We start from the raw sequence: 21,867 nt of genomic DNA, 5'->3' as shown, positions 1-21,867 counted from the left end.
CTGGCGCGGTTTCTGGCCACGCGAGCGCGTTTAAAGGGGGAAGTCGATGACGCTGCCGATTTTCTTGGAATTGGTGGAAATTCGCACGAAGCTGGCAAGTATTTTGCCGTTTGCGATTGGTACGTTATTTGCAGTGAGTTACTTTCACGGCTTTAATGCTGTGAACACGGGGTTATTCCTGGTGGCGATGTTGCTTTTTGATATGATGACTACCGCGCTGAACAACTTGATGGATTATCGCAAAGCCAAAGATGAACACTATCAGCAAGCCGTTAATGTGATCGGCCGGGAACAGTTAAATCCAAAGTTAGTCAGCCGAATCATTATCGGGATGCTGGCAGGCGCCTCGCTGCTTGGAATTATTTTGGTTGTGCGGACTGATTGGCTTGTGTTGTTGATGGGGATGGCTTGTTTTGCAATCGGTATCTTATATACTTGGGGACCGTTACCATTGTCGCGGTTGCCACTGGGAGAAATCTTTTCCGGTGTCGTGATGGGCTTGGGCATTCCGGTGATTGCCACTTATATTAATATTGCCCCTGGAAAATTGATCGCTTTGGATTGGGGGTGGCCGACAATTGTCTTGCGTGGCGATTTTATTGCCATCATCGCTTTAGGTTTGACCTGCATTACGCCAATGGCCACCATTGCTAACGTCATGTTGGCCAACAACATGGCTGACTTGGAGGAAGATGAGCGGAATCATCGGCATACGTTGCCCATGTACTTAGGTCACTGGTGGGCACCGCGGGTTTACGCCTTGTTAGCCTATGTTGGTTTCCTCGCGGTCTTGTTAGCTGTTGTGTTTGGCGCCTTGCCGAGCTGGGCATTGCTGATTGAGTTGGCGTGGCCACTGGTCATTCGCAACGTCCATCGCTTTATTCGCGATCCAAGCAAGCCGCGAACGTTCCACACTGCCGTCGTGAACCTGGTTTTGGAAAATGGTTTATTAACCCTCGGCTTGGGAATGGGGGTCTTGTTATGACGCAACCATACAAACACCTAACCTGGCCGCTGTTCCTTGAATTTATTCGCTTACCGGCAAAAGCCGCGAGCATGCTGCCGTATGCGCTAGGCATTAGTTACGCCGCGTGGGCTTTTCAACAATTTTCCTGGGTCAACAGCCTGCTTTACGGCTTGGCCCAGCTTGCCATTGCTTTGTTTGTCACTGGCTTCAACAACGTGCAAGACTACTTCAAAGCTAAGGACCATAGTTATCAGCAACAACAAAATATCATCGGCCGCGAGCATCTTTCTCCTTGGGGGATGTTGGCGTTGACGATTCTGATGCTATTAGTGAGTGTCGTTCTTGGCCTGCTTCTTGTGATGCGCACGAATCTCAGCCTTCTGGTCATCGGTGCCATTGGTGTTGGCATCGCCATTCTATATACGTTTGGTCCGATCCCGTTATCCCGGCTCCCGCTTGGCGAATTGCTGGCCGGCATCGTCGAAGGCTTCGGCACATTCACGATTGCCGTGCTGATCAACATGCAGGCACCGCAACCTTTGGATCTCGTCTTGGGCCGTCGCACATTTGCGTTTTCACTGAATCTCGGTTGGTTGTTGCAATTATTCATCGCCGTCCTCCCGATTGTCATCCTCAACGCAGCGGTCATGTTTGCCGACAACATCGCCGATCTGGAACAAGACGTGAAAAATGAACGCTACACATTGCCCTATTACCTCGGGAAAAAGCGTGCCTTGCGTTGGTACCGGCTAATTCCATTTACCACCTTTGTCACCTTATTACTCGGCATCGTTACTGGCATCTTGCCGATTTGGAGTTTGCTGGTACTGGCGACATGGCCACTGGTGCTCCACAACACAAGGGCCTATACCAATTCACCTAGTAAAGACAAAACTTTTATTTTCACCATTCGTTCGCTCTTGAGCTTTGGTGGGGCGCTGTTGGTGACGTTGTGGTTGGGAATCTGGTTTTAGGTATAAAAAGATAAAACACTACAAGTAGGCAGCTATCACTTTTTGATAGCTGCTTTTTTAGGCCTAATGGAATGGTCAAAATAGAGAACATTAGCAATTAATAACCGATAGTGCTAATTTCAATAACGTATAAATTGCGATGGGTGTTAGTGGCTGTATTCAAAGCCCTTTTAATAGGTTGATTTGTGGCGGTTCACGTGCACCTATATTCTAAATTAAGAATATAAAAAACGAGGACATATAACCGAGCCTAAATTAAAAAATTAATTTTTTTCAAAAAAATTATTTACTTTCTATAGCTTATGAGTGTATTATCAAAAGCGAACCAACTGATATATTAAACTTTTCAAAATAAACCTTGGAGGTGCCACATGGCAGGTCAAATCCGTATCACCCCAGATCAGTTGCGCAGTCAGGCGAAAGCTTATACCAATGGCTCACAACAGGTTGATTCCGTTCTTCGCTCTTTAGAATCAACCACGAATCAAATCGCAAGCGAATGGGAAGGTCAAGCCTTTCAGCAATACCAAGCACAGTTCGAACAGTTGAAGCCAAAGGTGCAACAGTTTTCACAGTTGTTGCAGCAAATCAACGGCCAACTTAACAACGCTGCAAATACGCTCGAACAAACCGATCAAAGCATTTCCAAGAGCTTTGGTTTCCAGTAATGGGTTAACACAAGGAAAGTCAATGAGCAAAATGTTCATTGGCTTTTTTTGATACTAGGGGAGGAGCAACATCATGAGGGAAAAGTTGAAAAAATATCGGTATCTGATTGGCGGCCTGGTGCTTGCTTTGATCCTAATCATCGGGCTTGTACAGGTAAGTTTGAACAATCAGAGCGTTAGTGAAGCAACACCGCATAAAGATTATCGGTTGTCGATTGCGCTGGTGAACGAAGATAACGGCGGAAGCTTTAATAACCAGAGCTATAACTTTGGCAAAAACTTTGTACAGTTAGTGACACAAGATCCGAAGAATGCTTGGACAGTTACTTCAAGAAGTATTGCCGAAAATGGTTTGCGGCATAAGCGCTATGAGATGATGTTGGTCATACCAGCTAATTTCACACAAGAAACATTGCAACTGGAAAGCGCGAATCCTAAAAGCGCGGAGCTTGAATATAAGCTGAATACTAGCAAGAATTCGTTAATTCGTTCGCAAGCACAGGAACAGATTAACTCGTTACTTCAAACATTTAACCAACGTGTCATTAACATGTATTTTTCCAGCGTGATTAACAATTTACATACTGCACAAAATAATGTCGGGAGTATCGTTGTTCAGGAAAACCAGTTAAATGGTACTTTAACAGGGCAAGTGAACAAACCCTTTTCAGGGCTCGGCGACCAGTTCTCGGCGCTTACCGATCAGAGTAAACAAATCGAGGGCGATTACGATGATTGGAAGAGTCAGGCCACGCAATTTAACAAGGAAGCCAAGAGCTCTATGACAAGTGTTATCGAAAATGGCAACACGACGCTTAGTGGCTTAAAGCAGTTCAACGATTCCCAAACGCGTCAGATGAAGAATAATAAGCAGACGATGACCGAGTTTTTTAAAGACTCACAGAAAAAGCAGTCGGATCTTTTGAACAAGGACTACAAGAAACTGATTGCCAACAACAAAAAAGCATTGGCTGCTTATCAGAACCAGTACAATCACGATGCCAAGGAATATGATACCTTTCACCAAAATATTGATAGCCAGTTTGACTTGTTTAATCGTCTATCCGGTGGGCAAATTTCCCATGGTCAAGCTTATCAGTCGTTAATTGATGCGAATAAGGCGTTGAAGCCGAGTTTGGTAGCAATGAATCGGCTATATGTGACACAGAACGATGCTATTGACAGTCAGATTCAAAAACTCCACACGGCGCAAGCCGATTTACACACTTTCTTTTCTGGTGATCAAAAAGGTGATGTAACGAACGTTGATGTGGTTCAAAAGCACGTTCAATCGGTCATCTTAAAAGAGATTAAGACCGAACAAAACAAGCATCATTATGAAGAACCGAAAGTCAATCAGGCAACTGAAAAATTGATCAGCCAAAACCTTCAGAATGCCGTCAAACAAGTTCCGAGTGACACAGGTGATTTACTTGGATGGTTAACTTATTTTGACAACATTGATACAGCGACGTCAGATGGCTACAAGCAGGATATTGCCTTAATCAATAAGTTTGCGGATGACAATCAGATCACAAGCAAGGATCGCAAATCGCCAACCATCTTTGATCAGTCAATTAAGAACCTGATTAATGGTGTACAGGCACATACCCAGCAAGGGATCTTTGTGCCAATCGATGCTTTAAAGTCGGGACAGAAAGTACAGATTAGTATTGAAACCCCTGACGTCCTTGAACTTGACACGAACAAATTAGTGAATGATATCGCTTCCCAGTTTGATAGTCAGCATTTTACGATTTCGGCAACGTCAAACAACATCGTGATCACTGCCATTAAAGACACTGAATCGCAGTCTTTGAAGTTTACGCCAGCATTCCATCTAAAGAGCGGCAAGTTACCGAAGTCGGTTTTAGACGACAATACTGTTCAAGTGAATTACCAATTGCAATTGGTGACTAACGACGGGACTAAAACAATAACCGAAGTCAAAAAGTTCCAGCCGAGCAAGCGGCAACGACCACGACACAACCGGCTACTGCTGGAGATCAGACTCAAAAGACGACAGATGCAGCTGGCGACACAGGTACTGACCAAAAGACTGATACCGACAAGACTGATGCGAATGCGCAGGCACCCGATCAGTCAACAACGAAGGAAACCAATAAGGTCAAAAATCTGGCGGATGATAATCAGTTGACGGTTAAACTGGATCATCCCGCATTGGACGCGGCGGCTAAACAGAAGTTAACGCATTTAGTCACAGAGTTAACTAAAATCGTGCAGGCTAGCACGTTAATTACGAATTACTACGGTTCAAGTAACCAAGCGGATCAGAAGCTTGATCCATCTAGTCAAAAGAAGCTAACGGATCAAGCCGGTAAAGATTCGTTGTACTACGCTTTGGAACACACGGATATTGATGATGCGGTTGCGGAAATGGCCGCAAAAGAGCTAGCTCCTGGCTTTGTTAGTGAAGCAACACAACAGGATAAAGCCATAACTGACCAGATAACCGCACTTACTAAGCAAAGTGAAAATACTGACTTTAAAAAACAGTATCAAAATGAAACGGATGCGGTCTCAGCACAAACCGATCGGATTCAAACAGCAGCAGATCGGTTGGTGAGCTGGTATAAGAAGGCAACAGCATATATCCATGCGTCAAAATTATCTCCTAAAGCCAACTTGGTACTGGATGATACCAAATTACCGTTAGACCTGGTAAAACAGCCTACTTTAGAGGAAGACCTTAAAAGTGGACCGGCCTTAGTCAAAGAATTCCAGGATCAGATGGCAGATAGTCAAAAGACTGTGACTCAGACTATGAGCGATGCTGCGAAAGTAAAGGACATGACACCATCTTTCCACACGCTTCAGAAAACTACGAATACACTTGCTAACAGCAGCAAGACGATTGTGAATAATGCAAGTGGACTGACGCAACGTTGGACAAAAGTTGTCGGCAATAACGACAATTACTCGAAAAAGTTTTCTCAAGTTCTAGGCAATACTAAGAATGGCCAGGCAGATAATCAAAAAGTTTATAACTATTTGGCTGATCCGGTTCACGTCAAGAATAATGGCGAAATCACGAGTAAAACTTCGATCATGCCATATTACCTAACCTTGATTATGGCATTTGCAACGTTGTTCACTGCGTATATCTTAGCAACGATCGAGAAGAGAAGACGAGCCAGTGTAGCAGATCGCTTTGTGAATACAGATCGCTTTGTTTGGCAGAATACGCCATGGACGCTTATTACTTTAGGTACTGGGCTTGTCGAAGGAATTGTTATCGGCTTCTTGTCAACTCGGATCCTCAACACGGTTCAGGTATCCGATATGACTTGGATTGTCGTTATTAGTTTGATTCAGCTGGTATCGGTCATGTTGGCGACTTATTTACTCCGACAGTTCAAAGCGATTGGGATGTTTGCACTTTTGATCATTGTTGCGATTTATCTGTTCTTTACGCCGAGCTTAGGTGTCCAGGTTCTTGCAGGGACACTGACCAAAACGATGACAGCCATTTCACCTTTCTCATGGATTGAATCTTGCATTACCCAACTAACCGGAGGCACCAATCTTGGATGGCCGAGCTATCTCTATCTCAGTGGGGCAGCTGTCGTTGGCGTTGTTATCAACTTATTGGTCTATCGGCGCAAGAAGGGAAGAAAGGACGGTGCGGCTAATGAAGCGGAAATTGCTAAGTAGATTAGCCTTCATCATCCTGTGTTGTTTGATGAGTGTCTGTTTACAGGAACAGTCAGTCTTGGCTGACGTTAATCCTAATGACGGCAATCTGCAACTCAATGATCAAGTGATCGAGCACACAGCCAACGCCGATACTGCCCGTCAACAAAAGCAAGCGACTAAAGCTGCTGAAGCGGTACCGGATTTGTTTAGTGATCAATACAATCAAGCGGCGAAGAAACAAGCAAAAGAAAGACAGAACATGGGACACGAGATCCAGCAGGAAACTTTCAAAACAGCGCCGCAGATTCAGCAAGATCATCAAAAACTAACAAAACAGATAAAACACCAGGTCTTTATGAAGCCACAAACGGTAAAAACAACGGGTGATACGGACGAAGGACAACAACAGAGATTGCCAATCGTGCGGTGGCTACTGATTGGGCTCGTCCTAGTTATCTTTGCTGCTGGTGGCTGGGGTGCCGGTTTGCTTGTCAGACAGTGGACGCGCCAGCGAGAAAAGACCTTGCCAACAAAGAAGGGGGCATAATCTTGGCCGATAAAAATGAATATGTCAACGTTGCATTGGAAGTAGTCTCCGATGGGGATGTTAAGCAAGAACGCGACCTTCGTGTTCCTAAATGGATTACCACTCGTCAACTGCGAGAACAGATCACCGAAGACCTCGAACTTGATCGCAATCAGCTCGCCATTGACATTCTACGATTGAAATACAAAGACGAAATCTTAACCGATAGCCAGTTAATGAGCAACTTCTCGTTAGCTGAAGGCGATGTGATTGATATCATATTGGTCGCTAAAGGCGCCAGCAAACCAATAACAACAGAGGAAGAGTGAAACGCGTGGAAAAAACAATAAAGTTGAACGGGGACGAACTCCATTTACAGTACGAAACCGGCAAAATCACCGTAGCTATTTCACGGGCACAAGTCAGCGCGGCGAAGAATGAACTGGAGGCAGGCTTGACACCGGATGCCAACCTTCTATCAGGAACGGTCACAGTTCAAGGTGACAATGTCATCTGGACATATCAGCGTCCTGCTGAAACCAAGACGATTGACGAATTACGGAAGCAACTATCTCGAGTCGAACAGTTAGCGCTACTTTCTAATCTGGCGCAATTGGAGAAATTTGAGCAGTCGCGTGTGACCGTGCTCATTCATCCAGACAATTTGGTCTTTGATGAAAGCTTTGTCCCATTCGTGGTTCATCGTGGCTTGCGCGACATTGTGCCGCCTAAAACATTAACGCCCGAACAGCTATTGTCTCAATACAAGGCATTTGTGCTGTATGTCATTGCCAATCAGCGCGACTTTGAGCAGATGGCACAAGGCGACTTTAATCGGGTGAGAAGAACCAGCTTTAACCAAAGTATTATCGAAGCAGCTGATTTCACGGCAGTTAAAGCTTTGGTCGACCAGGCCTTGGCGACTGAACGCGAACGGACGCGGGCGACCAACGATGTCGTGCCGAAACGGCGTTACCGGTTTTATCGGTATGGGTTTTATACCGCTTTGGTGGCTGTCATTGCCTTGATCGGCGTAACGGTTTACTTCACGGCCTTCAAAGTGCCATTTGATGACCGCATGCAAGCCAGTCAGAAAAGTTATCTGAGTGCCGACTACGATGCTGTCATTAATGACCTGAAACATGATCAGCCGGCAAAATTGCCCAAAGCCGAGCAATATATCCTCGCGACCGCCTATATCAACACAGAGGGGCTAAGCAGTGTCCAGAAGAAAAATGTGTTGAAGAACGTCTCGTTACAGAGTGATCAAAACTATCTGAAATTCTGGATTTACAACGGTCGGGGTGACTTTAAACAGGCCTTGAGTCTGGCGCAATACATTGGTGATAACCAGTTGATCCTGTATATCTACACCAAGTTGTATGAAGAGGCCAATACCAACACTTCCTTGACCGGTGATCAGAAACAAACCCAACTTGCAAAGTATCAGAAATTGATTGACAGTTACAAGAAAAAACTAGGAGGCTCTGCTAATGGACTTAGCAAGTAAACCCGTCACGACAGCAGCACCGGCAGCAGAGAAACTGAAGCCGGATCGATTGCTAATTTCAAATAACCATTTGATGCAGACGATTTTGGTGGATCCTCAGCAGGATCGGCAGATTAACCTAGCCGATCCGTTGTATCGGATGGCGGATACGCCGAGTGACACTAAGATCGCGATTAAGGCCGGTGTCGTGACCATTGACGGTCAGGCCATTGCCCCGAAGGAAACCCGCAAGGTCGGGCAGTTGTCCTACCACTTGGTTCCGCAAGCAGTCACGCAATACTTTGACCTGATGGGCGTCAACGAACTATTTGGCGGGCCTTATGCCGGGGATGCCATTTATCTGCAGGACACGAAGGTCTCGTTTGCGCTGAAGCGGCAGGCGGATCACTTTGATCTGGTGATTTATGCCGGGTCTGTTTACTTACGGACTGAGTTAGTCGGGGAAGGAACCCATTATCTCGGATTTGGCGATCCGATTTACTTTGCCGATGTTCGGTTAACGCCAAAGCGGGATCATTTGGAAGTTCATGATCCGTTTGGCAAGGCGACTTTGCATCTGCGCGTGATCACGGAAGAGATGATTAAGCTGCCGGATGATTATCCCAATTATCACCGGTCACCGCGGATTATCTACCGGGCACCACAAACGCAGGTTAAGGTTGAAGCGCCGGAACAGGAACCCACCTCACCGGATCAACATCTTGGACGCGTCATCTTACCGCCAGTCGTGATGGTGGCTATGTCCATCATGATGATTACCTTATCCGGCAGTAACCCGGTCATGATGCTGTCAATGGTTGGCATGAGTCTGGCCACGGTTGTCGGCTCCATTTCCAGTTATTTCCACAGCAAAACCGAATACCGGGAACAAACCGCCGATCGTAAACAAAAGTATGAGGCTTATTTAGACGAAGAAAACGGCAAGCTAAATGAATTAAGTCGCAAACAGCGTTACGCCCTTGACTATCACTATCCGAATCTGAATAAGATCGGCGATATGATCCATCATGTCGACCCCCGGATTTACGAGAAGACGCCACTGCACTTTGACTTCTTAACGTATCGACTGGGACTTGGCACGGTGCCGACAAGTTACAAAATCGACTTTGATGCCGAGGCATTCAGCGAGGATCCGTTAATTCATGAAGGCCAGGCGATTAAGGATTACCACGCAACTTTAGCGCATGCGCCGATTACCACCGATCTGATGCATGGGCCGGTCGGGATCATTGGCCAGCGTTCTCTGGTCATTGAACATATCCAGCAGATGATTCTGCAATTGGCGACTTTTCACAGTTACCATGACGTGGAATTCTTGGCTGTGTTCCCTGAAGCCGAAAAAGATCAATGGTGGTGGTTGCGCTGGTTACCGCATTTCACGCTGCACGCCATGAACGTTCGCGGTTTTGTCTGGCATGATCGCAGTCGGGATCAGGTTCTGAACTCGTTCTATCAGATTCTGAAAGAACGTGACCAGGAACTGAAAGAATCCAGCAATGCCCAAGAAAAGCTGCAGTTTAAACCACACTATGTGCTGTTTTTGGCTAACGACGAATTAATCTTGGATCACCCCATTATGGAATATCTGACCAAAGACCTCACCGATCTTGGGGTGTCACTGGTCTTCGTTGCCGATGTCATTCAGAGTCTGCCAGAACACGTGACCACGGTTATCGATATCGGCGATCGGCAGCATGGCAAGGTCTTGCTTGAACAAGGCAAGTTGAGCGATCAGGCGTTTGTCCCTGACCACTTTCCGGAAACGTTTGACCGGAATCAAGCTGTCCACGAATTGGCGGGTTTGCATCATCTGGAAAGTCTCAAGAATTCGATTCCCAAGTCAGTCACTTTTATGGAAATGTACGGCAAGAAACATGTGGCCGATCTGGATATCGGTCACCGCTGGCAAACCAACAAACCGTTTAAATCGCTGGCCGTGCCTTTGGGTGAACGGGCACCGGAAGATATTGTCACGTTAAACCTGCATGAAAAGGCCGATGGCCCTCATGGCCTACTTGCCGGGACGACTGGTTCCGGTAAATCGGAAGTCTTACAATCCTATATTCTTTCAATGGCGGTCAACTTCAAACCCAGTGATGTCGGTTTCCTGTTGATTGACTATAAAGGTGGCGGCATGGCGAATCTATTTAAAAACCTGCCACATTTACTTGGCGCTATCACTAACTTAGACGGGGCCCAAAGCATGCGGGCACTTGAATCCATTCGCGCTGAATTGCGGCGTCGCCAGCGTTTATTTGGTGAATTCAATGTCAACCACATCAACCAATACCAACGCCTGTATAACGAAGGGGTTGCCAAAGAACCGATCCCCCATCTATTCCTGATCAGTGATGAATTTGCCGAACTCAAGACCAATCAACCAGACTTCATGACCGAACTGGTTTCAACCGCCCGAATTGGCCGTTCCTTGGGGGTTCACTTAATTCTCGCGACCCAGAAACCCAGCGGTGTCGTTGATGACCAGATCTGGTCCAACTCCAAGTTCAAGATTTCCTTGAAAGTTCAGGATAAAGCCGATTCAAATGAAATCCTGCATACGCCGGATGCCGCTTCCATCGTTGAACCCGGTCGTGGCTACCTGCAGGTGGGGAATAACGAGAAGTATGAGTTATTCCAGACCGCTTATTCCGGGGCCACTTACGATCCGGATAAGGATGAACAGCAGGTCAGCAAATTACCACTCTACACCATCAACGAGATGGGACAATATGAGATCCTCACGAAAGACCTCAGTGATGAACGCGGCGAGAAGACAGCAGATATTAAGAAGAAGCCAACCGAATTGGAAGCCGTGATCGACTACATTCATGATTATGCTGCCAAGCATGACATTCATCGCTTGCCTCAGCCATGGTTGCCACCGTTGAAGAAGACCATTCTTCCCGACAAGGCAATTGACTGGAAAACTGCATGGGAGCAGACAAAGCATATGGAAGTACCGATTGGCATCGTTGACATTCCGTCTGAGCAGGCACAACGTCCGTTGCAGTTTGATCTGATTAAGAATGCCCACACAGCAGTCTTTGCTAGTCCGGGCTATGGTAAGTCAACTTTCTTACAGACAATTGTGATGCAACTTGCGCGAGCCAACACACCGGAGCAAATGCACTTTTATCTTGTTGACTTTGGTACGAACGGCTTACTCGCACTGAGAGACTTACCACACGTTGCCGATCTGATTCGGATTGACGAAACGGAAAAGGTCAAGAAACTCACAGAACGTCTAAATCGTGAAATCAAACGCCGCAAGCAACAACTTAACAAAGTCGGGGTTGCATCGGTTGAACAATACGAGGCTGCTACAGGTAAGACGATGCCGTTGTTGCAAATCGTTATTGATAACTATGACGCCGTTCGTGAAACGTCATTTGAAGAAATTGTTGAATCAACGATGACGGCCATATCACGTGAAGGTGCCAGTGTCGGGATTTACCTGTTAATTTCGGCTAACCGCCATGCGGCCATTCGCGTACAAATGGTTGCTAACTTGAAGACCCAATATGCACTTCACTTGATTGATCAAACCGAAAATGCCGATATTGTTGGTCGTACCAAACTGAAAGTCGATGAGATTCCTGGCCGTGGCTTGGTCAAATTGGATAATCCCCAACTATTCCAAACCTATCAACCGGCAGCCGGCAAGGATGGCCTGAAGATTCTGGAAAGCATTCGGACTGAAGCAAAGGCCATGAAGGCGGCCTGGCACGGTAAAGTACCGGAAGCTATTCCAATGGTGCCTGATGAATTCAGCTATCAAGAATTTGCTAATCGACCAGCGGTTAAACGCCTGCCGAAGACAATCTTACCATTGGCGTTACGATTGGATACCACGGAGCCAGTTGGTGTCAACTTTGACAAGGATGATGTCTTTATTTTGACTTCAGAAAGCGACGAGCAAGCGAATGAATATGCACAAACCGTCATCCATGCCATGGCCGGGCTGGGTAATAGCTATGAGACGATGTTACTTGGATCGACAGACGATGTTCAGCGGTTTGGGACAGCCATGTCTACCTCGGGGGATTCGACAAAATACAGTCACATCATAGACAAGATTAGAAAAGAGATTAATCTGCGGCAACAGGGTGAACATCAAGATTCACCGGACATGGTGGTTTATATCCGTGACGTGCAACAGTTACTGGAAGTGGAGCCGCTTAGCGATGAAGACGTGGAAGACCTCTTCACAAATTCTAGAAAGCTTGGCATTCACGTCATTGTTGGCGTTGATCGGAAAGCCTTAGAAACCCAATTCTCGCCTGCCATTAACTTGCTTAAGACGAACTTTAAGACCGGTATTGTCGGGGCAAGAATGACCGACTTCTCGTTAATTGACGTTGGCTACATCCAAAATGAAGAATTTCCAACGATCAATGAAGGCTACTACATGAACGGCCGGCGCTATGCGAAGGTCCGAGTGGCCAAGGCTAACAGCGAGGAATAAAGATGAGTCGGCGTAAACAGATCGTAATCATTATTAGCGCAGTGTTTCTAGGAGTTGCTTCAGTGCCAGCTGGAGTAGTGGGGTACTTTTATTTGGAAAATCAAAGAATGAAGACAGAGATGGTGAAGATTGTGAAAGATCATCATCAGTTGTTGTTGGATTATATGCAAAGTAAAGAGATTGATCCTCATCATAGAGTGAAGACAGTGACTGTTTACTATGACAAGACTGAACACAATCCCATGGGTAGTATCATGATCTATGGTTATGTGAACGGCAATAAGAAATATGATGTTTCCTTTGATATGGATAAAGTGGACATCGGAGGTGTAGACAAGATAAGAGTTGACTCGGCTGATTATAGTATGGATTTGCTGGATTTTTTGGAGGGAAAATCTAATGAATAATGATAACTTTTTTGAGAAGTCTATTTCGACCTTGACTGATCGCCAAAATCAACAGCTTGCTTATAAAGAGTACAGGAAATTACAGCCAAATAAAGTTGTAACAATAGATAAAAAGGCTATAGGTTATCTTGCTGATCCAATGGAGAATGATACTCATTCTGGTCTCCAAGCGTATACGATCACAGCAAATAAGCCTTTGGTTGCTCACAACGATCCCGACAAAGTAAAGGAAGTAACGATCCTATTTCGCGGTTCCACCTCACCGGCGGGCATCAACAGCGTTGCCTCTGCCATAGACTTCTTTAACGACTGGATTAAGAACGACCTTCCAGCCGCGGAACAGGTGTCGCCCTTAGCCGGTGGGATCATCGGTGGGGTGGAAGGCGCTTTAAGCGGTGGTCCAGCTGGAGTGAGTGCCGGGGTCACCACGGGCGTCCTTAAGAGTGAAGGAAAGGGCCCTAAAGTCGTCCCACCGCAATTCACAGCCAGCTCAAAATATCTGAAAAAGATGATGAAGCGTTATCCGAATGCCAAATTCAATGTTTACGGGCATTCACTGGGTTCGATGAACGCTCAGTATGCCGCGGCGGATACTGATCATCCGGACCGTATTAATAAGGTCTTTGCTTATGAAGGACCGAATATCCATAAGATTCTGAACTCGAAGCAGCGGAAGACTGCTAAGGGGTTAAAAGACCACATCTTTAACTACGTGGATTCAAAAGACTTGGTGCCTTTGGGCTACAGTACTGGCGCAGCGGCGGTTGGCTGGGTTATTCACGTGTTTTCCAAGAAATCCAAAAAGGGTTTAGGCGATCAGCACATGTGGGGTGGGTATCAATTCACCTCCTCTGGTGAAGTCAAAGTAGAATTTGATGATGCCTCCGTCAAAGGCGAAGTCAAGGTCCGGATGCATGATTTGATGAGTCAGTACCAGCATATGAGCCAAACTGGTGGCGGACTGGCGAGTGGTGAACGGATCTATTTAGACGCCGCGCAAGCGACGGTCTTTGCCGGATTAATCGAAACGACGGCCGAAACCGGGATCACTGCTATCAAGCAGGATATCCGAAAAGGGGTCACCGCCCTGCAAGACAATCAAGAAGATGTAAAGCGGCTTTCACGGCAATTAGGCAGTCACCTGACAGAAGGCGAGATCAGCGGCGCGTTGGCCGAAGTCGGGGCGACGCAGTACAGGCTCGTCACCGTTCCACAGGCAAAGTTGGATCATCTTAAAACCGAGGCTGGTCAAATCGAAAGCGATTATAAACGGATTGCCAAGCAGGTCAAAAGCGGCGTCGAACAACTGAAAGACAGTGATCGGCAGGTAGCGACGTTTTTTCGCAAAGCTGAATGATTCGGTATTATCTTGAATGATGCCTTAGTGTTCGCGGTTAAGATATCGGCATACAAAGATTCGGATCGGGTCAATAGTGAGGGCTAAAAATGAGTCGACGTAAACAGATCATCATCATTATTTGTTCAGTCTTGCTGGTTGTTTGTGCCGTGCCGGTTGGCATAGGAGGCTACTTTTACTTGGAAAACCAAAGAATGAAGACAGAGATGGTGAAGATTGTGAAGGACCATCATCAGTTGTTGTTGGATTATATGCAAAACAAGGAGAACGATCCTTATCATAGGGTAAAGACGTTAACCATTGAATATGGAAAAACGGAACACAGCCCGATGGGTGGCATCATAATTTATGGTTATGTCAATGGCAATCGAAAATATGATGTTTCCTTTATTATCGATAAGGATGATATTGGTGGTGTAGAAAAAATAAGAGTTAGCTCGAGTACAACCAGTATGGATTTAGAACGAATGTTAGGAAATGAATAAAATGAGTAAAGAAGAATATTTGCCAGATCAACTCACCGATCGTGAAAATGTTAAATTTACGAATGAGGGATATGAGAAGTTATCTCTAAATAGGAAAGTAAAAGTGAATAATAAGATCGTTGGCTATCTTTCTAATTCAATGGAGAATGATACTAATTCTGGCCTACAAGCCTATACGATCACATCGAGTTCACCCTCGGTTGCTCACAGTCAACCCGACAAGGTAAAAGAAGTGACAATTATCTATCGCGGCTCCACCTCACCGGCGGGCATCAACAGCATCGCCTCTGCCATAGACTTCTTTAACGACTGGTTTAAGAACGACCTTCCGGCTGCCGAACAGGTGTCGCCCTTAGCCGGTGGGATCATCGGTGGGGTGGAAGGCGCTTTAAGCAGCGGTCCAGCTGGAATAGGTGTTGGGGCTGTAAACGGCATTCGTAAAAGTGAAGACAAGAGTCCCAAAGTCGTCCCACCGCAATTCACAGCCAGCTCAAAATACCTGAAAAAGATGATGAAGCGTTATCCGAATGCCAAATTCAATATTTACGGGCATTCACTGGGTTCGATGAATGCTCAATATGCCGCGGCGGATAATGATCATCCGAACCGTATTAATAAGGTCATTGCCTATGAAGGACCGAATATCCATAAGATCCTGAACTCGAAGCAGCGGAAAACTGCTAAGGGGTTAAAAGACCGCGTTTTTAACTATGTGGATTCAAAAGACTTAGTGCCATTGGGCTACAGTACTGGCGCAGCAGCGGTTGGCTGGGTTATTCATGTGTTTTCCAAGAAATCCAAAAAATGTTTAGGCGATCAGCACATGTGGGGTGGGTATCAATTCACCGCATCTGGCGAAGTCAAAGTAGAATTTGATGATGCCTCCGTCAAAGGTGAAGTCAAAGTTCGGATGCATGATTTGATGAATCAGTATCGAAGCATGAGCCAAACCGGTGGTGGCTTGTCGAGTGGCGAACGGATCTATTTAGACGCCGCGCAAGCGACGGTCTTTGCCGGATTAATCGAAACAACCGCCGAAACCGGGATCACTCCTATCAAGCAGGATATCAGAAAAGGGGTCACTGGCCTGCAAGACAATCAAGAAGATGTGAAGCGGCTTTCACGGCAATTAGGCAGTCACCTGACAGAAGGCGAGATCAGCGGCGCGTTGGCCGAAGTCGGGGCGACGCAGTACAGGCTCGTCACCGTTCCACAGGCAAAGTTGGATCATCTCAAAACCCAGGCTAATCAAATCGAAAGCGATTATAAGCGGATTGCCAAGCAGGTCAAAAGTGGCGTCGAACAATTGAAAGATAGCGATCGACAGGTAGCGGGGTATTTTTCGCATGAATAAACCAAACAAAGATACTGAATATTATCAGGCACAACGCAAAGCACTCATTCAAAAACGCGAAGAGATCGAAGAGAACAAGCGACTGGCTAACGGAGCATTCGATGAGTTAGAAGAAAAAGCACATTGGGCGAAAGGTAAAGTGGCTAATCCGGAAGTCTTTACTCCTGTACTGAATACCTTCGAGCAACAACGGTCAGATTATCACCATGATTTTCAAAAACAGCTGCAAAAAGTAGACGATGATCTCGCTGCGGTTGACAAAGAGTTGCGTCAAACGAAAGAAGGTCGTGAAGATGAATGAAATTGTCAAAAAGATTCTTCAGGAAGGCGAAAAACTGATTGTGCGTACTTTGGGAATGAACGCAAGAATGTCTGCCAGTCGTCTGGAAAGTTCAACCAAAGAAAATATCAACAGCAATGTGGCGCAAGTGAGCTCGGGCATGAAGACGGCTATAGGTCAGCTTGACTCGGCCATTGAGGGCAAAATGGGAAAAGCCTTGGAAAAGGCGGTGGATGCTGAAGATAAGAAGTTGAGTCGATTGAATGACTAACGTGATGTGTAAATGAATGATGGCACACTAGCATGGCATCAGTCATGCAATTGTGGATGAGTTTTGTTAGGAGGCAGAAAGATGAGTGATGATGCAGCAAAGGCGGCCCGGAGACAGAGCTTGCGCGGCCGAATTAGTGATTACGGTGATCAAATGACATCCTTGCAGAGTAAGATCGCCCGACTTAAGGAAGCAGAGACGAAACTTCAGGCGGCTAAAACTGAATTAACGACTCATCAGTCAACGTTGAGATCAATTTCAGGATTGGTCAATAATGGCCAGTGGCGCGGAAAGCGGCAGACCGAATTCTCCAAGGATATGGATCAAATGACGAGCCAACTGAAAAGTGATCAAGAGAAAATCGATAACAACCTGGATTTAGTGAGAGCTAAAATCAATTCGTTGTCATCGGATGTTTCACAAATGTCGAGTTCCATTAGTGGGCTGCGCGCAGAGCTAGCGTCTATTTAGAGAGGGGAGTCAAAATGAGCGAAATTGGCGTAAAGATTGGCAGTATCTCTTCTAATATTGCCAATGCAAATTCGGATGTTGCCGGGATCAGCAAGCTAGCTCCAGTGAGGTTTTCAGGAACCGATTTAAAGCCCTTTACTGACGTCGAGTCACTGATCACCAAATTAGGCAGCGAACTCTCGAAATACAAAGCACTGGCCAAAACCGACACCCAGACATTTCAGCGCGCTGCGAATCAATTTGTCGAGGCTGATTCGAGCATTGCCAGTTTTAACAAAAAGAGCATTGGAGGTCTATAGCCGATGGTTAAAGTCAAAATAGCACCGATCGTCTCGGCACAGCTGGAATTTCACCATCATGCCAAGCAACTTCAGGGTGAACTGGAGTTGACACGCAATGCCATGGAGAAAGTGCCAAAGTCCGCGGGTTTTCACGGCCAGACGCAAAAGCACATGACGACTTATGTGCAAGCGGTCCATAGTAATGGCGCCGAATTGCTGATTGATAATCTGAACACCCTTGATAAAGCGTTCGCCCAGTTGTTGAGTCAATTTGCCAGTTCAGTGGATCCGGACAGAAAGGCCGAACTGAACAGTGAACAACTGACACAAATCAAGTCACAGCTGACATCACTGGCGAATGATCTACCAAGAGTCACGCAAAAGGCCAATCAGGGCGTTAACGAGGCCCAAGGCATTGTCGCCTGCTCGCGGCTCAACAATACCGCCCAAAACACTGCTCAGGGCGCCATCATGAGGTTGCAAACCACCATCACCGCTTTGAACAACTTCAACAGTATGGCCACCAGCAGCAAAATCAAGAACCTCAAGGATGATATGCGGGTCGCCAAAGGTATTATCAGTCGTGCCAGCGAGCACCCGGTTGGCAGCTTCAGCCAGGCCGATTTAGCTGCCGCAGTAGATTTGAAGTCGGTGACGTCACTAACAGAGCGGTTCGGCAAGAAGACCAGGGCAACCAAGATTGAAGCAACTTCGTTAAGCGGAGTGAGTGCTAAAGACAAGAAGGGGAAGTCGTATACGCTTGCCGAGTTTCTCGAGGATGCCAAGCCAATTTGGGATCAAATAAGATCAACAGGCGTCCAATTGGGTAAAGTCCTAAAAGGTGCACGAATCACTAGACTATCCGATGGTACGCTGGTTATTCGTTCCATCGAGCATTCCAAAGATTACAGCAAGCTCAGTAAGTACCTTCAAAGATTCAACCGACTCCATGCATCAGCTAAACTGGAAGTTCTGGATAGTCTCACCGGTGCGAATCACCTGCTCAAATCTGGTCATAAATTTACCCGAATAACCAAGAACGGTGTTTCAGTGGGTTTAACGAAGGCAAACAAGGAATTAATGAACGAGCTTAACATCTTTACCCATGATTCCATTATGCGCGATTCAAAGAAAGGTTTTGAGAATGTTGGAAAAGCACTTCGAGGTGGAGCCAAGTCCGGGCTGAAGGAGGGCTTAAAGAGCATTGGCGGGTTGAAGGATGTTGTGGATGACTTAAAGGCGCTGAAATTCGTTAAAGGTGCTGGCAAGTTTGTACCGGGTGCTGCCGTGGTAGCCGATACGGCTAATATCTATGAAGGTTTCCATGAAAGTACGCAGCTGGCTGACAAGGATCATTTAAAAGGTGGTCAGTTAGTTGCCAGTCAGATTGGTGGGGCAGCGATTGATGCTGGCAAAGTGGTTGCTACAACTGCATTAGCTGGAGCAGCCACGGCAGCGACGGCAGGCGTTGTGGCTACGGCGCCGGTATGGGCGACAGTTGCTGTTGGAGCTGGAGTTGCTGTGGCGGCATCTTCTCTCTTAGATTATTTCCATGTTGGAGAGACGTTGAAACGTGGCTGGAATTCATTAGTAAAGGGAGTATCAGGATGGTTCAGATAAAGGCGGTTCTGCGCAATTTTTTACCCAAAAAATATGAGATAGCGTTTAATCGGCGCACAACACCAGACTCTTTCAAATCAGCGGTTAAATTCAATGCTACTATCGCAATTTTCTTGTTGGTTATCCAATTCTTGGGAGCTCCAAATATTCTTTCACAGAAAGATTCTTCTTGGTGGGAGTATCTGTACATTATCGAAGGAATTATATTTGGTTCTGTCATTTTTGACGGCTTTTTTTGGCTACTGCTTCGTCACAAAGATTCTCTTGGTGTGCAACGATTTACGGCTGTCACAGTCTTTGCCCTTGGTGGCTTTATTAGTCCAGCAATGGTAATAGCAACTTTCTGCCTGATAAGCCCCACTCCTTGGAACGCGTTCTTAGTTGCTATGGGGATATCATTATTTACAGCAATCTTTCTTCTAATGTGTCACTTATGGATAGTAGCATATGCAGTTAAAAAACAAAATATCGCACTGAGGGATCAATATGCAGATGTCCCTGTGAATACAGTTTCAATTGCAGCAATAATTGGGCTACTAATAACGAGCTTTTTCAAAATAGAGTATATTATGCCCGCTCTTACTGCAGTTTTATCAGTCATCCTAGGAGTTGTATATTGCTTACTCTTTTTTCAATATCCTCGTATTTTACGTTATTGGAAAAGTCCCATTAAACAAGAGTTCTCTTCATCATACAAGAATGGTATGTCGAAGATTAAAAAAATTAAATGACTATTCGCTGAAGAAACATACTATAGATGGGATATGGGCCTCGAATAGTTTCATGGGTAAAGGAGGTATCTGGATGGTTCAAATGAAGGAAGTTTGGCGTAATTTTTTACCCAAAAAATACAAGGCTGTGGCTAACAAACAAACCACACCTCAAACCTTCACGGCTGCAATGGCAGGTAATGGTATCCTTGCACTCTTTTTAATAGTAGTAAATGTATTTACTTCTTCGGGTGCTATTGATGAGGAGTGGCAATTTTGTATTAGAGTCGCAAATGTGACGATGATAGGAGTTTTGATTCTGGATGGTTTTTGCTGGTTCTTAATGAGGTTCACAAGTTCAATTAAAGCCCAGAGATTTTGTGCATTTATCGCTATATTCTCGGGTGGGTTTATTAGTCCTGCACTCATAATTGGAATACTAGCTATGATGAATCCAGAACCGATTAGAGCCTTTTTAATTGGTATGGGTACCGCCTTATTCATAATGGTGGCACTTTTAGGCTGTCATCTAGGTCTGGCGGCGTTTGCTCTTAGAAAAAAGGATATTTCATTAAGGGATAAATATGCCGATATTCCAATTAATACGGTGTCGATATTATCTATTATATGTTTGCTGCCGACTCGAATCATTGCCGATCATGGTAGTGGTATCCCATTTGCAATGAACCTTTCCGCTATTATCGGAGTTATATATTGTTTAGGCATTTTCCAATATCCACGTGTATTGCGCTATTGGCGACAACCAGCTAAACCGGGGGTTCCTGAGCCAGTACCACACAAGAACGGCATTGCCAGAATCAAGAAGATCCGATAACCAGTACCTGTAAGTTGACACCACATCATTTCATTAAGGAGAAAATCATGGCGAATACATTGGACGAAGTAGCATTCGAAATGCACAACTTGGCGCATAAGCAGTTGGAGACTTCTTATACAGAATTCATGACGTTGTTATCCGTAACGGAACAACTCGTGTACGAACGAGGCTTTTATAAGAACGGGCCGACGATGATTGCTCTGAAGCCAACCGAGTTTGAACAGGAAAAACAAACCTATGACGTGTACATTCCAGTGAACGAATCGGTCACAAACGGAACCTTCGAAAATGTCGATGAGTTGAAATACGATCGGGCTTTACACACGCGAGTTCCTTTCGATGAAGGCTTGCAGGCAACTTTGGATGAGATGAAAGATTATCTGAAGAGCGCCGGCGTTGTCTACCAAGACCAATTATTACTGGTGATGACGCAAGTATATGAAGAATACTGGGTGGACTTGTTGATTCCCATGACAGAGAAGGTGGCAGAATGATTCCGATTGGTAAAGAGCAAGCCCTGCATTATCGCAATGTTGTGAGTCGTTATTACCAGTCAGATCTTGCCGGACTGGTGGACTGTTTCAATGAGGCCATGGCGACCGTTAGCGCTAAGTACACGCCCGCCGGTGGGTTCTTCTACGCGATTATTTCCGACATACGAAAGACCGACCACATGCTGGCTCAAGTGTTTATTCCCATTGTCGAGGATGCCGCACCGGATTTGCCGGAAGAATATCGCTTTCAGTCCTATTTTCAGATGTTGGATTTGATCGCTGCCCGGGCATTAGGGAAAACCAAAGCTGATTTTCAAGCTCCCTTGGGGGCGTTGATTAATTACTGTGCGGACGAATCCCTGACACCGGTGACGCCGCCGTTCTTCCGGACGGTGGTGCTGGATGGGAAACCGTATACGGATATTTATTTTGGCGTGGTTCCGGATGGCTATGGCAAGGACATGATGGTGCCACTGCATTCGACTGATGAGTGATCGCTTCTATGAACAGGTTTTAAGCGCAAGGGACGAGG

General features: G+C 45.9%; 22 protein-coding genes. All 22 read left to right on the top strand.

Features of this window, described 5'->3' with window-relative positions:
• Positions 1-46: 46 nt before the first annotated feature.
• The 22 genes from menA (at position 47) to LACSTY_RS10995 (ending at position 21,829) form a co-directional block, all read left to right on the top strand.
• The gene (gene menA / locus LACSTY_RS11100) at positions 47-985 is read left to right on the top strand and encodes a 1,4-dihydroxy-2-naphthoate polyprenyltransferase (protein WP_047105560.1); all 939 of its coding nucleotides are present in this window, start codon (positions 47-49) and stop codon (positions 983-985) included.
• Entirely contained in the window at positions 982-1,941 is a 960-nt protein-coding gene (locus LACSTY_RS11095; protein ID WP_087912687.1) for a UbiA family prenyltransferase, read from the top strand. Before menA ends, LACSTY_RS11095 begins: the two co-directional genes overlap by 4 nt.
• Positions 1,942-2,312: 371 nt before the next feature.
• Positions 2,313-2,609: a WXG100 family type VII secretion target gene (locus LACSTY_RS11090; protein ID WP_087912686.1), complete on the top strand. Its 297-nt coding sequence runs from the start codon at positions 2,313-2,315 to the stop codon at positions 2,607-2,609.
• A 73-nt stretch (positions 2,610-2,682) separates the two neighbouring features.
• Entirely contained in the window at positions 2,683-4,767 is a 2,085-nt protein-coding gene (esaA, locus tag LACSTY_RS11085) for a type VII secretion protein EsaA (protein ID WP_087912685.1), read from the top strand.
• Positions 4,764-6,284: an ABC transporter permease gene (locus LACSTY_RS11080; protein ID WP_087912684.1), complete on the top strand. Its 1,521-nt coding sequence runs from the start codon at positions 4,764-4,766 to the stop codon at positions 6,282-6,284. The genes esaA and LACSTY_RS11080 overlap by 4 nt, the downstream gene beginning before the upstream one ends.
• Positions 6,262-6,813 carry a type VII secretion EssA family protein gene (locus tag LACSTY_RS11075; RefSeq protein ID WP_151466739.1) on the top strand — a complete coding sequence of 184 codons (552 nt, stop codon included), beginning with the start codon at positions 6,262-6,264 and terminating at the stop codon, positions 6,811-6,813. The genes LACSTY_RS11080 and LACSTY_RS11075 overlap by 23 nt, the downstream gene beginning before the upstream one ends.
• A 2-nt stretch (positions 6,814-6,815) precedes the next feature.
• Entirely contained in the window at positions 6,816-7,121 is a 306-nt protein-coding gene (locus LACSTY_RS11070) for a hypothetical protein (protein ID WP_087912682.1), read from the top strand.
• Between the two features lie 5 nt (positions 7,122-7,126).
• A complete protein-coding gene (essB, locus tag LACSTY_RS11065) occupies positions 7,127-8,302 on the top strand; it encodes a type VII secretion protein EssB (RefSeq protein ID WP_161492246.1) in 1,176 nt (391 codons plus the stop codon).
• Complete coding sequence (gene essC, locus LACSTY_RS11060; protein ID WP_087912680.1) at positions 8,286-12,767, top strand: type VII secretion protein EssC; 4,482 nt, start codon at positions 8,286-8,288, stop codon at positions 12,765-12,767. Before essB ends, essC begins: the two co-directional genes overlap by 17 nt.
• Before the next feature lie 2 nt (positions 12,768-12,769).
• Positions 12,770-13,174, top strand: coding sequence for a DUF1310 family protein (locus tag LACSTY_RS11055; protein WP_087912679.1), 405 nt, complete (start codon positions 12,770-12,772; stop codon positions 13,172-13,174).
• Positions 13,167-14,531: an alpha/beta fold hydrolase gene (locus LACSTY_RS11050; protein WP_087912678.1), complete on the top strand. Its 1,365-nt coding sequence runs from the start codon at positions 13,167-13,169 to the stop codon at positions 14,529-14,531. The genes LACSTY_RS11055 and LACSTY_RS11050 overlap by 8 nt, the downstream gene beginning before the upstream one ends.
• 89 nt (positions 14,532-14,620) lie before the next feature.
• A complete protein-coding gene (locus tag LACSTY_RS11045) occupies positions 14,621-15,016 on the top strand; it encodes a DUF1310 family protein (protein WP_087912677.1) in 396 nt (131 codons plus the stop codon).
• Position 15,017: 1 nt separating this feature from the next.
• The gene (locus LACSTY_RS11040; RefSeq protein ID WP_306390918.1) at positions 15,018-16,370 is read left to right on the top strand and encodes an alpha/beta fold hydrolase; all 1,353 of its coding nucleotides are present in this window, start codon (positions 15,018-15,020) and stop codon (positions 16,368-16,370) included.
• A complete protein-coding gene (locus LACSTY_RS11035; RefSeq protein WP_087912675.1) occupies positions 16,363-16,671 on the top strand; it encodes a hypothetical protein in 309 nt (102 codons plus the stop codon). The genes LACSTY_RS11040 and LACSTY_RS11035 overlap by 8 nt, the downstream gene beginning before the upstream one ends.
• Positions 16,664-16,921 carry a hypothetical protein gene (locus LACSTY_RS11030; protein ID WP_087912674.1) on the top strand — a complete coding sequence of 86 codons (258 nt, stop codon included), beginning with the start codon at positions 16,664-16,666 and terminating at the stop codon, positions 16,919-16,921. Before LACSTY_RS11035 ends, LACSTY_RS11030 begins: the two co-directional genes overlap by 8 nt.
• An 81-nt stretch (positions 16,922-17,002) precedes the next feature.
• The gene (locus tag LACSTY_RS11025) at positions 17,003-17,392 is read left to right on the top strand and encodes a YwqH-like family protein (RefSeq protein ID WP_087912673.1); all 390 of its coding nucleotides are present in this window, start codon (positions 17,003-17,005) and stop codon (positions 17,390-17,392) included.
• 14 nt (positions 17,393-17,406) lie between these two features.
• The gene (locus LACSTY_RS11020; RefSeq protein ID WP_087912672.1) at positions 17,407-17,691 is read left to right on the top strand and encodes a TIGR04197 family type VII secretion effector; all 285 of its coding nucleotides are present in this window, start codon (positions 17,407-17,409) and stop codon (positions 17,689-17,691) included.
• A 3-nt stretch (positions 17,692-17,694) separates the two neighbouring features.
• Positions 17,695-19,293 (top strand): hypothetical protein, encoded by a 1,599-nt coding sequence (locus LACSTY_RS11015; RefSeq protein ID WP_087912671.1) that lies wholly within the window; start codon positions 17,695-17,697, stop codon positions 19,291-19,293.
• Positions 19,281-20,024 (top strand): hypothetical protein, encoded by a 744-nt coding sequence (locus tag LACSTY_RS11010; RefSeq protein WP_087912670.1) that lies wholly within the window; start codon positions 19,281-19,283, stop codon positions 20,022-20,024. The genes LACSTY_RS11015 and LACSTY_RS11010 overlap by 13 nt, the downstream gene beginning before the upstream one ends.
• 73 nt (positions 20,025-20,097) lie before the next feature.
• Complete coding sequence (locus tag LACSTY_RS11005) at positions 20,098-20,838, top strand: hypothetical protein (RefSeq protein ID WP_087912669.1); 741 nt, start codon at positions 20,098-20,100, stop codon at positions 20,836-20,838.
• Positions 20,839-20,885: 47 nt separating this feature from the next.
• Complete coding sequence (locus LACSTY_RS11000) at positions 20,886-21,335, top strand: hypothetical protein (RefSeq protein WP_087912668.1); 450 nt, start codon at positions 20,886-20,888, stop codon at positions 21,333-21,335.
• Positions 21,332-21,829 carry a DUF5085 family protein gene (locus tag LACSTY_RS10995; RefSeq protein ID WP_087912667.1) on the top strand — a complete coding sequence of 166 codons (498 nt, stop codon included), beginning with the start codon at positions 21,332-21,334 and terminating at the stop codon, positions 21,827-21,829. Before LACSTY_RS11000 ends, LACSTY_RS10995 begins: the two co-directional genes overlap by 4 nt.
• Positions 21,830-21,867 lie beyond the last annotated feature (38 nt).

Source organism: Lacticaseibacillus styriensis, from assembly GCF_030770295.1.
In the GTDB taxonomy this organism is placed as follows: Bacteria; Bacillota; Bacilli; order Lactobacillales; family Lactobacillaceae; genus Lacticaseibacillus; species Lacticaseibacillus casei.
Note: the sequence above shows the minus strand (reverse complement) of the source record. Positions and strands in the feature narration are given on the sequence as shown.